Source organism: Pedobacter sp., from assembly GCF_965227205.1.
Classification (GTDB): Bacteria; Bacteroidota; Bacteroidia; order Sphingobacteriales; family Sphingobacteriaceae; genus Pedobacter.
In genome coordinates this window covers 2,594,170-2,607,692 of record NZ_OZ245727.1, presented here as the reverse complement: position 1 = coordinate 2,607,692, position 13,523 = coordinate 2,594,170, and the positions used below count along the sequence as shown (strand labels likewise).

8 protein-coding genes are annotated in these 13,523 nt (G+C 36.3%); 6 read left to right on the top strand and 2 right to left on the bottom strand.

Features of this window, described 5'->3' with window-relative positions; all coding sequences use genetic code 11:
- Positions 1–39 precede the first annotated feature (39 nt).
- The 6 genes from rplL (at position 40) to ACO05K_RS10965 (ending at position 11,781) form a co-directional block, all read left to right on the top strand.
- On the top strand, positions 40–417 hold the full coding sequence (gene rplL, locus ACO05K_RS10990; RefSeq protein ID WP_231462588.1) for a 50S ribosomal protein L7/L12: 378 nt from the start codon (positions 40–42) through the stop codon (positions 415–417).
- Positions 418–573: 156 nt separating this feature from the next.
- The gene (gene rpoB / locus ACO05K_RS10985) at positions 574–4,377 is read left to right on the top strand and encodes a DNA-directed RNA polymerase subunit beta (protein WP_421944490.1); all 3,804 of its coding nucleotides are present in this window, start codon (positions 574–576) and stop codon (positions 4,375–4,377) included.
- A gap of 77 nt (positions 4,378–4,454) precedes the next feature.
- Positions 4,455–8,741 (top strand): DNA-directed RNA polymerase subunit beta', encoded by a 4,287-nt coding sequence (gene rpoC / locus ACO05K_RS10980; RefSeq protein ID WP_421944489.1) that lies wholly within the window; start codon positions 4,455–4,457, stop codon positions 8,739–8,741.
- 127 nt (positions 8,742–8,868) lie between these two features.
- Positions 8,869–9,180, top strand: coding sequence for a DUF3467 domain-containing protein (locus ACO05K_RS10975; RefSeq protein WP_421944488.1), 312 nt, complete (start codon positions 8,869–8,871; stop codon positions 9,178–9,180).
- 79 nt (positions 9,181–9,259) lie between these two features.
- The gene (locus ACO05K_RS10970) at positions 9,260–10,483 is read left to right on the top strand and encodes an OmpP1/FadL family transporter (protein ID WP_421944487.1); all 1,224 of its coding nucleotides are present in this window, start codon (positions 9,260–9,262) and stop codon (positions 10,481–10,483) included.
- Between the two features lie 11 nt (positions 10,484–10,494).
- Positions 10,495–11,781, top strand: a complete 1,287-nt coding sequence (locus ACO05K_RS10965) for an SGNH/GDSL hydrolase family protein (protein ID WP_421944486.1) — start codon at positions 10,495–10,497, stop codon at positions 11,779–11,781.
- Positions 11,782–11,831: 50 nt separating this feature from the next.
- Here the strand turns inward: ACO05K_RS10965 and miaA are convergent, their stop codons facing one another.
- Positions 11,832–12,746 carry a tRNA (adenosine(37)-N6)-dimethylallyltransferase MiaA gene (gene miaA, locus ACO05K_RS10960; RefSeq protein WP_421944485.1) on the bottom strand — a complete coding sequence of 305 codons (915 nt, stop codon included), beginning with the start codon at positions 12,744–12,746 and terminating at the stop codon, positions 11,832–11,834.
- A 71-nt stretch (positions 12,747–12,817) separates the two neighbouring features.
- On the bottom strand, positions 12,818–13,465 hold the full coding sequence (locus ACO05K_RS10955; RefSeq protein WP_421944484.1) for an IS1096 element passenger TnpR family protein: 648 nt from the start codon (positions 13,463–13,465) through the stop codon (positions 12,818–12,820).
- Between the last annotated feature and the right edge of the window lie 58 nt (positions 13,466–13,523).

Sequence of the window (13,523 nt, the reverse complement as noted above, 5' to 3'; positions counted from 1 at the left end):
ATAAAATTATTTTACGTAAATTTTTAAAATCTTAATAAAATGGCAGATTTAAAATCGTTTGCTGAGCAATTAGTAAACTTAACAGTTAAAGAAGTTAACGAATTAGCTCAAATCTTAAAAGACGAGTATGGTATTGAGCCTGCAGCTGCTGCTGTAGTTGCTGGTCCTGCTGCTGGTGGTGATGCACCTGCTGCTGCTGCAGAAAAAACATCATTTGATGTTATCTTAAAAGAAGCTGGTGGTCAGAAATTAGCAGTTGTAAAACTTGTTAAAGACTTAACTGGTTTAGGTTTGAAAGAAGCTAAAGACTTAGTTGATGGTGCACCAAAAGAATTAAAAGCTGGTGTTGCTAAAGACGAAGCAGAAGCTCTTAAAAAACAATTAGAAGAGGCTGGAGCAGTAGTTGAAATTAAGTAATCACTTAATTTAGCTAAGCTAAAAATGTATTAGACACCGACTGAAAATGTCGGTGTCTTTACCTGTTTATAATCATCTCATTTTGCTTGGTTGATGAGAATGCTTGAACCAAAACCAAACAAATAGTTTATTCTTAAACTAAAATCTTTTAGTCCATTGGCAAAGACAGTCGAACAAAGAGTAAATTTTGCAACTAGTAAGCACATTATAGACTATCCGGATTTTCTGGATGTGCAATTGCAATCATTCAGAGAATTTTTCCAGATAGATACAACATCAGACGATCGCTCTAGCGAAGGTTTGTTTAAAGTGTTTGCTGAAAACTTTCCAATAACAGATTCAAGAAATATCTTCGTATTAGAGTTTCTTGATTATTTTGTTGATCCGCCACGTTATGATATACATGAGTGTATTGAGCGTGGATTAACCTACAATGTTCCATTAAAAGCAAAGCTTAAGCTTTCTTGTAACGATGTTGAACATGAAGATTTTGAAACCATTATTCAGGATGTGTATTTAGGTACAATCCCGTATATGACACCAAAAGGTACATTTGTTATCAACGGTGCAGAACGTGTTATCGTTTCGCAATTACACCGTTCTCCAGGTGTTTTCTTCGGCCAAAGCCGTCACACTAACGGAACCAAATTGTATTCTGCTCGTGTTATTCCTTTCAAAGGTTCATGGATTGAGTTTGCTACAGACGTTAATAACGTAATGTATGCTTACATCGATCGTAAGAAAAAATTCCCGGTTACCACTTTATTACGTGCTATCGGTTACGATTCTGATAAAGACATTCTTGAATTATTTGATCTTGCTGACGAAGTAAAAGTTAGTAAATCAGGTTTAAAGAAATATATCGGACGTAAACTTGCTGCAAGAGTTTTAAAGAAATGGGTTGAAGATTTTGTAGATGAAGATACAGGTGAGGTAGTTTCTATCGACCGTAATGAAGTGATTCTTGAAAGAGAAACCGTTTTAGAAGACGAACACATTGATATGGTTATCGAAGCCGGTGTTAAAACTATCATTCTTTCTAAAGAAGATGGTGCTAGCCAGGCCGATTATACCATTATTTATAATACTTTACAAAAAGATACATCAAACTCAGAAAAAGAGGCTGTTGAAAACATCTATCGTGCTTTGCGTAACGCAGAACCACCTGATGAAGAAACTGCTCGTGGTATCATTGATCGTTTATTCTTCTCAGATAAACGTTACGATTTAGGTGATGTTGGTCGTTACCGCATCAACCGTAAGTTGAAAATGAATACTCCTGATGATGTAAAAGTTTTAACTAAAGCAGATATTATTGCGATTGTTAAATACTTGATCAAATTAATTAACTCTAAAGAAGAGGTGGATGATATTGACCACTTATCAAACCGTCGTGTGCGTACGGTAGGTGAGCAATTATATGCGCAATTCGGTGTAGGTTTAGCTCGTATGGCTAGAACAATCCGTGAGCGTATGAACATTCGTGATAACGAGGTATTTACGCCTACTGATTTGATTAACGCTCGTACGTTATCATCAGTAATTAACTCTTTCTTTGGTACAAATCAGCTGTCTCAGTTTATGGATCAAACAAATCCATTGGCAGAGATTACGCATAAACGTCGTTTATCAGCTTTAGGCCCAGGTGGTTTATCTCGTGAGAGAGCTGGTTTCGAGGTACGTGACGTTCACTATACTCACTACGGTCGTTTATGTACAATTGAAACACCAGAGGGACCAAACATTGGTTTAATTTCATCACTTTGTGTGCATGCAAAAATCAATAATTTAGGTTTCATTGAAACACCATACAAACGTGTTGAAGATGGTAAAGTAGTTGTTGATTCAGACGTTATTTATTTATCTGCTGAGGATGAAGATGGTAAAACCATTGCTCAGGCTAATGCAGAATATGATGATAAGGGTAACTTCATTACACCACGTGTTAAAGCACGTTATGAAGGTGACTTCCCGATTATTGAGCCTGAGAAATTAGACTTGATGGATGTTGCGCCTAACCAGATTACTTCAATTGCTGCTTCGTTAATTCCGTTCTTAGAACATGATGATGCAAACAGGGCTTTGATGGGATCGAACATGCAACGTCAGGCCGTGCCATTGTTACGTCCTGAAGCGCCAATTGTTGGTACAGGTTTAGAAGGTCGCGTTGCTCGTGACTCAAGAACACTTATCAACGCTGAAGGTAGTGGTGTTGTAGAATATGTTGACGCTAATGAAATCACAATTAAATACGAACGTAACGAAGATGATCGTTTAGTTTCATTTGAAGGTGATAGCAAAACTTACCGTTTAACTAAATTCAAAAAAACCAACCAGAATACTTGTATCAACTTAAAACCTATTGTTAAAAAAGGTCAGAAAGTTACTAAAGGTCAGGTACTATGCGAAGGTTATGCAACTCAAGATGGTGAATTAGCATTAGGTAGAAACTTGAAAGTGGCTTTCATGCCTTGGCAAGGTTTCAACTTTGAGGATGCGATTGTTATCAACGAGCGTATTGTTCGTGATGACGTTTTCACTTCATTGCATATTGAAGAATTTGAGTTAGAAGTACGTGATACAAAACGTGGTGAAGAGGAGTTAACTCCAGATATTCCTAACGTTTCTGAAGAAGCTACTAAAGATTTAGATGAAAACGGTATTATCCGTATTGGTGCTGATGTAAAAGAAGGTGATATTTTAATTGGTAAGATTACGCCTAAAGGTGAGTCTGATCCTTCACCAGAAGAGAAATTATTACGTGCAATTTTTGGTGATAAAGCTGGTGATGTTAAAGATGCGTCTTTAAAAACTCCTCCTTCAATCCAAGGTGTAGTAATTGATACTAAATTATTCAGCCGTGCTAAGAAAACTACAAAAGCTGAGGAAAAATCGGCAATTGAGAAGTTAGACAAAGGATATAACAACATTACTGAGAAATTAAAAGCAGAATTAGTTGATAAATTATTCACAATTGTAAATGGCAAAACATCTCAAGGTGTATTTAATATTTACAAAGAATTATTAGTAGCTAAAGGTGCTAAGTTTACTCAGAAAATTTTAGCAGAGCTTGATTACAATCACATCAATCCAAACAAATGGACTACTGATGATGATAAAAACGAGTTAATTAAAATGTTGCTTCACAACTACGGTATCCGTGTTAACGAAGAACTTGGAGCTTACAAACGTGATAAATTCGCGATTAGTGTAGGTGATGAACTTCCATCGGGTATTGTACAAATGGCAAAAGTTTATGTTGCTAAAAAACGTAAATTAAAAGTAGGTGATAAAATGGCGGGTCGCCACGGTAATAAAGGTATTGTTGCACGTATTGTACGTGATGAAGATATGCCTTTCTTATCAGATGGAACTCCGGTTGATATCGTGTTGAACCCACTAGGTGTACCTTCACGTATGAACCTTGGTCAGATCTACGAAACTATTTTGGCGTGGGCTGGACAGGAATTAGGCGTTAAATTTGCAACTCCAATTTTCGATGGTGCAACACATACTGAAGTAGAAGAGTGGATTGCTAAAGCTGGTGTTCCTGCTTCGGGTAAAACTTACTTATACAATGGTTTAACAGGTGAGCGTTTCGATCAGACTACAACGGTAGGTATTATCTACATGTTGAAATTAGGTCACATGGTTGATGATAAAATGCACGCCCGTTCAATCGGACCATACTCATTAATTACACAACAACCATTGGGTGGTAAAGCTCAATTCGGTGGTCAGCGTTTTGGTGAGATGGAGGTTTGGGCATTAGAAGCATTCGGTGCTGCTAATATTCTTCAGGAGATCTTAACCGTTAAATCGGATGATGTAATCGGAAGAGCTAAAACTTACGAAGCCATTGTTAAAGGTGAAAACCTACCAACTCCAGGTGTACCAGAATCGTTTAACGTATTGGTACATGAGTTACGCGGTTTAGGTTTAGATATTACGTTAGACTAAAAGTTATAGGTGATACGTGGTAAGTTATAAGTTAACTTATCACGTAAAACTTAAAACTTAAAACTTAAGAAAGAGATATGTCTTACAAAAAGGATAATAAATTAAAAAGCAATTTCACATCAATCACGATTAGCTTATCGTCTCCAGAAATTATTTTGGAACGCTCTAGCGGTGAGGTGTTGAAACCGGAAACCATTAACTATCGTACTTACAAACCAGAACGTGATGGTTTGTTTTGCGAGCGTATTTTTGGTCCGGTAAAAGATTACGAATGTCATTGCGGTAAATATAAACGTATTCGTTATAAAGGAATCGTTTGTGATCGTTGTGGTGTTGAGGTAACTGAGAAAAAAGTACGTCGTGAGCGTATGGGACACATCGCTTTGGTGGTTCCTGTTGCGCACATCTGGTATTTCCGTTCTCTACCTAACAAAATCGGTTATTTATTAGGTTTACCTACTAAAAAATTAGATTTAATTATTTATTACGAGCGTTACGTAGTTATTCAATCAGGCTTAATGGCTGAAGAAGGTATCAACTATATGGACTTCTTAACGGAAGAAGAATATTTAGATATCTTAGATAAATTACCTAAAGAGAACCAATATCTTGATGATAAAGATCCTAATAAATTCATCGCCAAAATGGGTGCTGAAGCATTAGAAGATTTATTAAAACGTATTGATTTAGATACTTTATCTTATGATTTACGTCACCAGGCTGCTAACGAAACTTCTCAACAACGTAAAAATGAGGCTTTAAAACGTCTTCAGGTTGTTGAAGCTTTCCGTGGTGCTAATACACGTATTGAGAATCGCCCAGAGTGGATGATTGTTAAAATCGTTCCGGTTATTCCACCAGAATTACGTCCTTTAGTTCCATTAGAAGGTGGTCGTTTCGCTACTTCAGATTTAAATGATTTATACCGTCGTGTAATTATCCGTAACAACCGTTTAAAACGTTTAATCGAGATTAAAGCACCAGAGGTAATTTTACGTAACGAAAAACGTATGTTACAGGAAGCTGTAGATTCGTTATTCGATAACTCACGTAAAGTTAACGCGGTAAAAACTGAAGGTAACCGTGCTTTGAAATCTCTTTCAGATATCTTGAAAGGTAAACAAGGTCGTTTCCGTCAGAACTTATTAGGTAAACGTGTGGATTATTCAGCTCGTTCTGTAATTGTTGTAGGCCCAAGCCTTAAATTACACGAATGTGGATTACCAAAAGATATGGCTGCTGAACTTTACAAACCATTCATTATTCGTAAGATGATTGAAAGAGGTGTTGTAAAAACAGTAAAATCAGCTAAGAAAATTGTTGATAGAAAAGATCCATTAGTTTGGGATATCTTAGAAAATGTATTGAAAGGACACCCGGTATTATTAAACCGTGCACCTACATTACACCGTTTAGGTATTCAGGCTTTCCAACCTAAATTGGTTGAAGGTAAAGCTATCCAATTACACCCATTAGTTTGTACTGCATTCAACGCCGATTTTGATGGTGACCAGATGGCTGTCCACTTACCATTAGGTAATGCAGCAATTTTGGAAGCCCAAGTATTAATGTTGGCAGCACACAACATCTTAAACCCTGCAAATGGTACGCCAATTACGGTTCCATCTCAGGATATGGTTTTGGGTCTTTATTATATTACTAAAGGCCGTAGAACTGATGAAACTAGAGTTGTAAAAGGACAAGATTCAAATTTCTATTCTCCAGAAGAAGTTATCATTGCTTATAACGAAAAAGAATTAGACTTACATGCTTTCATTAAAGTGAGAGTTAATGTTAAGCAAAATGATGGTTCTATCGTTAATAAGTTAACTGAAACTACTGTTGGTAGAGTATTATTTAATCAATTAGTTCCAGCAGAGGTTGGTTATATCAACGAATTATTAACTAAAAAATCGTTAAGAGATATTATCGGTGAAGTAGTTAAAATGACTGGTATGGCTCGCTCATCACAATTCTTAGATGATATCAAAGAATTAGGATTTAGAATGGCTTTCCAAGGAGGTTTATCGTTCAACTTACAAGACGTAAACATTCCGGTAGAAAAACATACTTTATTAGAGCAAGCAGCTAACGAAGTTGAAGAAGTAAGAAACAACTATAACATGGGTTTCATTACAAACAACGAACGTTACAACCAAATTATCGATATCTGGACTCGTATCAATAACAGATTAACTACATTCGTAATGAACCAGTTATCTAGCGATAACCAAGGTTTCAACTCAGTGTATATGATGCTTGATTCGGGTGCTCGTGGATCTAAAGAGCAGATTCGTCAGCTTTGCGGAATGCGTGGTTTGATGGCGAAACCTCAAAAATCTGGTTCAGGTGGTGATATTATTGAAAACCCAATCTTATCAAACTTTAAAGAAGGTTTATCGGTATTAGAGTACTTTATCTCTACTCACGGTGCTCGTAAAGGTTTGGCGGATACGGCGTTAAAAACAGCTGATGCTGGTTACTTAACCCGACGTTTACATGATGTTGCACAAGATATGATTGTTAATGATGTTGATTGTGGTACTTTAAGAGGTATGTACACAACTGCATTGAAAGATCAGGAAGATATTGTTGAGCCATTATACGAAAGAATTTTAGGTCGTACTTCATTACATGATGTTTATAATCCTTTGGATAACACATTATTAGTAGGTGCGGGCGAAGATATTAACGAAGATGTAGCAAAAGCTATCGAAGAATCTCCGTTGGAAGGTATCGAAATTCGTTCAGTATTAACTTGCGAAGCTAAACGTGGTGTTTGTGCATTATGTTACGGACGTAACTTAGCTTCTGGTAAACGTGTTCAAAGAGGTGAGGCTGTAGGTGTAATTGCTGCACAGTCAATCGGTGAGCCGGGTACACAGTTAACACTTCGTACTTTCCACGTGGGTGGTACTGCATCAAACATTGCTGCAGAATCAAACATTGTTGCTAAGTTTGATGGTGTAATCGAATTTGAAAACATCCGTACGGTTGATACTCAAACAGAAGATGGTAAAGTACAAGTTGTATTAGGCCGTTCTGGTGAGTTTAGAATTGTTGAACCAGGAAGTGGAAGAGTTATTGTAACAAATAATATTCCTTACGGTGCATTCTTATTTGTTAAAGAAGGCGATAAATTATCTAAAGGTGATAAAATTTGTTCATGGGATCCGTACAACGCGGTTATCATCTCTGAATTTGCCGGTAAAGCACAATTCGATGCAATTATCGAAGGTGTTACTTTCCGTGAAGAATCAGACGAACAAACTGGTCACCGTGAAAAAGTAATTATCGATACACGTGATAAAACTAAAAACCCTTCTGTTCAGATTGTTGACAAGAAAGGTGAATTTATCAAAGGTTATAACATTCCGGTAGGTGCTCACGTTTCGGTTGATGAAGGTGAAGCTATTCAAACTGGTCAGATTATCGCTAAAATTCCACGTGCAACTGGTAAAACCCGAGATATTACGGGTGGTTTACCTCGTGTAACTGAGTTATTCGAGGCTCGTAACCCATCTAATCCGGCAGTTGTAACTGAAATTGATGGTGTTGTAACTTTAGGCGGTGTTAAACGTGGTAATCGTGAGATTACAATCGAATCTAAAGATGGTGAAGTTAAAAAATACCTTGTTCCATTGTCTAAACACATCCTTGTACAGGATAATGACTTTGTGAAAGCTGGTATGCCTTTATCAGATGGTTCAATTTCTCCTGCGGATATCTTATCAATTAAAGGACCAGCAGCGGTTCAAGAATACTTAGTAAATGGTATTCAAGAGGTTTACCGTTTGCAAGGTGTGAAAATTAACGATAAGCATTTCGAGGTAATTGTTCACCAAATGATGCAGAAAGTTCACATTGAAGATCCGGGAGATACTATTTTCTTAGAAAACAATGCTGTTGATCGTTGGGATTTTGCTGACGAGAACGATGCAATGTATGACAAGAAAGTTGTTGAAGATGCAGGTGATTCAAATGATTTCAAACCAGGTCAAATCGTATCATTACGTAGATTAAGAGATGAAAATTCTCAATTGAAACGTAAAGATTTGAAACAGATTACGGTTAGAGATGCAAGACCAGCAACTGCAAGTTCTATCTTACAAGGTATTACTCGTGCATCATTAGGTACTAAATCGTTCATTTCTGCGGCTTCGTTCCAGGAAACAACGAAAGTATTAAATGAGGCTGCAATTGCAGGTAAACGCGATAACATGTTAGGCTTGAAAGAAAACGTAATCGTTGGTCACTTAATTCCTTCAGGAACTGGTGTTCGTGGTTACGAGCGTATCATCGTGGGTTCTCAAGAAGAATACGATAAATTATTAGCTTCGAAACAAGAAGAAGTAGAAGCATAAAATATCATATCATTTTAAAAAGGGTTGTTTCGCATAGAAGCAACCCTTTTTTTGTTGGCAATAATTTTAATGCTAGCGATTAAACCTTACCTTTAACAATTATTTTACCGAATATTATTATCAAGTTATGGACGAGCAACAAAACGAAAACCAGTTAAATATAGAATTGTCAGAAGAAATTGCCGAAGGTATTTTTTCTAATCTTGCAATCATCACGCACTCCAATACAGAATTTGTTCTTGATTTTATCCGTGTTATGCCGGGAATACCGAAGGCAAAAGTTAAATCTAGAATCATCTTAACACCAGAACACGCAAAACGTTTATTAACTGCTTTGGAGGATAATATCCAAAAATTTGAGGCAGCAAACGGACGTATCAAAACACAAGAAGAGCCACCATTTCCAATGGGTTTTGGCGGACCTACGGCACAGGCTTAATTTTATTTGTTAATTCTTAAACAAATTATTTACTACTATGTTAGCATAGTATGCATTTGTGCTATAACCATTTATAAGTATGAAAAAATTTTTATTTAGCGTATTACTATCTGCTCCGCTGTGGGTATTTGGGCAAGGTTTCCAGGTGAATTTGCAAGGGCAAAAACAAATAGGTATGGCAGGAGCTGGTTCTGCTTTAGCTTTAGATGAGGCATCCATATTTTTTAATCCAGGTGCAGTGAGTTTTTTAGAGAAAAACTCTATTTCGGCCGGGGTTAATCCCTTACTTTTCAAATCAGTTTTCCAGCAAAGCGGCTCAAATATTTCTGAAAATGTAAAAAATAAAATTGCACCACCATTTGAAGCCTATGCTGTTTGGGGACCAAAATCTAATAAATGGAAATTAGGATTAGGTGTTTATACTCCATTTGGCGGTATGGTAGATTGGGGCAATGACTGGTCAGGAAAATACACCTTAACCTCACTTAATTTAAAAGCAATTTATTTTCAACCAACTTTAAGTGTTAAAATAACCGATAGGATAGGTGTTGGAGCAGGTTTTGTGTATAATCATGGTGAAGTAAACCTTCAACGTGCTTTACCTGTAAATTATCCTGATGGAAGATCTGGTCATGCAACATTAGAAGGAACGGGTAGTGGTTTTGGATGGAATGCAGGTATTTACATTAATACATTAAGTAACATCACTTTTGCTGTGGTACATAGATCAAAAGTGATTACCAAGCTAAACGATGGTACTGCTACTTTCGATGTTCCTGCATCATTAAGATCTTCTTTTCCTGATGGAAATACATTTAATGCAGAATTGCCTTTACCATCAACCACAACATTGGGCATAGGTATTCCACTTTCGAAAAGCACAACTTTAGCATTCGATGCAAGCTGGGTTCAGTGGAGAGTTTATAAAGAACTTGCTTTTGACTATGCTATTAATACCACTGCTTTAACTGATACCAGATCAGCACGTAATTATCGTGATGGTTCTTCGTTTAAGTTAGGAGTAAATCATCAGGCGAGCAATAAACTTGCTTTGAGAGCTGGTGTAGGATATGCTATTTCTCCGGTTCAGGATGGTTTTGTTACGCCAGAAGCACCTGATGCAAACCGTTATATTTTAAGTGCTGGTGCGGGATATTCTTTTACCTCAAAGTTTGAAGTAAATGCATCATTCTTTTTCGAAGATGTTGAATCGCGTAAGCAAAAAAATATTGAAACAGGTTTAGATGGAACATTTAAAACCTTAGTTTACGCACCAGGTATTTCATTAACTTATAAATGGTAGGAGATTTTTACATGAAAAAATATATATTCAATAGTTTAGCAATTGCTGCAATGTTATTTGCAGTTTCATGCAAGCCAGAAATAGAGGCTACTGCTGGAACTTCTGCGGGTCAGGCAAATTTTAGTAAATACATTGCTGTTGGAAATTCACTTACTGCTGGCTTTGCTGATGGCGGTCTGTATCTTGAAGGACAAAAAGTTGCTTATCCGAATTTAATTGCTGCAAAAATGGCTACAGTTGGCGGTGGCGCTTTCACTTCACCATTTTTTACTGATGCTCAGGCAAATGGTTCAGGATATTTGTCTCTAACGGCATTAGTTAATGGTACACCAACCTTAACTCCGGTAACAACTAATTTAGCACTCAGAGATGCAACGGGTAAACTCACAAAATATACGGGAGAAGTTCAAAATTTGGGTATTCCGGGTATGCGTGTAGATTTAGCTTTCGCTGCGCCGTTTGGAGCTGCAAATCCATACCTAGAGCGTTTATTAACGGATACTCAGGTTGGATCTGTTAGTTATTTCCAGTTTATTCAAGCTCGTAATCATACATTTTTTTCACTTTGGTTAGGTAACAATGATGCGTTGGGTTATGCAACTAATGGTGGCGTAACTACTGATGCTACAAACGTTTTAACAGATAAATCTACCTTTGCGCTTTTGTATTCAAATTTAGTTAATTCGTTAACTGCAAGTGGACAGAAAGGTGTGGTTGCAACCATTCCTGATGTAACATCTATACCATATTTTAACACGGTAACTGTAGCTGCTTTATTAAATGCTGCGAAAGCTATCAATCCGGCTGCTGCTGCAATTTATATTCAAACTGGAGCTGGAACTGTTAGAACAGCGACTGTAGAAGATTTAATTAGATTACCTTTCCAATCGGCTGGTTTATTTGGTGTTGCTAATTCAGCTGGTCTGCCTTACGGTTTACATCCTTTAAATCCAATTGCGAACAACTGGGTTTTAGATAAGGATGAGGTAGCGAGAGTGAAAGATTATGTTTTGAGTTACAACAGTACAATTAAATCTTTGGCAGATAGTAAGAGTTTAGCAATTGCTGATACTTATAGCTATTTGAATCAGGTAAAAACTGGAATCGTGCTTCAAGGTGTAAGCATCAATTCTTCTTTTATAACTGGTGGTGCTTTCTCTTTAGATGGAGTACACCTAACGCCGAGAGGAAATGCGGTAATTGCAAATGTTTTTATTGATGCAATTAATGGGAAATACGGGTCAAACATTCCAGTTATTGATATAACACAATATGGAGGTGTTAAATTTCCTAATTAGGATAATAGAAATAACAGAGAAGGTTCCGATAATTTCGGAACCTTCTCTGTTTAAATATTTTGATTAATTAAGTTAATTATTGCTTCGGTTTGATTTGGCTCGAACCAATTTATTTCTTCATCCCTCCTAAACCAGGTTAATTGTCTTTTAGCAAAACGACGGGTGTTTTGTTTGATTGATGAAATTGCTTCTTCAAGAGATATTTTTTTATCCAGATAATCGAATATTTCGCTATAGCCAACTGTGTTTAACGCATTGAAGCTTCGATATTCAAGTAAAGATTCTACTTCTTTTAAAAGTCCTGCACCAACCATTTTATCAACTCTTTCGTTAATTCGATTGTATAAGATGCTTCTATCTGTGTTTAAACCAATTTTTACAATATTAAACGGTCTTTCTTTTTTTGTAGCTGATAACATAGAAGACAGTTTTTTTCCGGTTGATAAAAACACCTCCAAACCTCTTATCATTCTTTGCGGATTATTCTGATCTACTTTTTCAAAATATTCCGGATCGAGTTCCTTTAATTGTTTTTGAATAGATTCCAATCCTTCGGTTTCAAATTGATGATTAAGTTTTGAACGGATTTGCAAGTCAATCTCCGGCATTTCATCTAAACCATTGATAACTGCGTTAATATACAAACCAGAACCACCAACCATTATGGCTATATCATGCTTTATAAAAATATCATCAATAACTTTTAAGGCATCCAGCTCAAAATCTCCTGTACTAAATAACTCTTTTACAGAATGAGAGTTTATAAAATGATGTTTTGCTGCGTTTTGTTCGATGGCATCAGGCTTGGCCGTACCGATTTCCATTTCACGAAAAAATTGCCTTGAATCAGCAGAAACAATCTCCGATTTAAAATGCTGCGCAACTTGTATAGCTAAAGCTGTTTTCCCAATTGCTGTTGGTCCAACAATTACAACCAAAGTTTTTGATTTTGAGCTTTTTGCCATTTTGTTTGTATAAAAAAACTGTCGGATGTTTTGTCCGACAGTTAAATATTTAAATCGATATTATGCTATAATTAATAATCGTCTTTTTGGTTATCCTCTTCATAACCTTCGTTATCAGAAAATTCATCGCCGAATTCATCCTCTTCGCTTTCATCTTCTTCATCTCTTTCTTCTTCATTGATTCCCATTTCGCCCATTGCTTCCAATTCATCGGTATCTTCAGGTACAAAATTCATTTCATTTAAGAAATCAAACTCACTTGCCGAAGCAACCGCAGTTCCGGCATCAACAACCTGACCACTTTTTTGTTCCATAATTTTTGGAGCTTCACCAGAACTTTTAGCTAAAAAAGGATATTCAATATGTGGATCTGCATCTAAAATAATTTTAATTAATTCTACATGAAAATCATAAGGACGATCGAAATTGTAAGTGTAATAGAACTTTTGGTGAGGATCTTCAATAAAACCGCTTAATTTTGAGTTTTCCATTAAAACAACGCGATCTTTTTTTCTTTCGTTAGGTAAATAAGCAATTTCATCACCTTTTAACCAATTATCGGTACTTACATAAAATGATGATGGTTTTTCTGCATTATAACCCGTCGATTTATGTATTGCTTTGTGCAAATCTTCAAACGTCTGATTAGATTTGATGTCGATTTCTCTTACAACCTCATCAAAATCTTCGAAGGTAATTTTAAATTTATAAATAGCCATTATTGTTTTTTGGAACCGTAAAAATAAAGTTAATTTGCTTTATCACAAAGAAACAAAC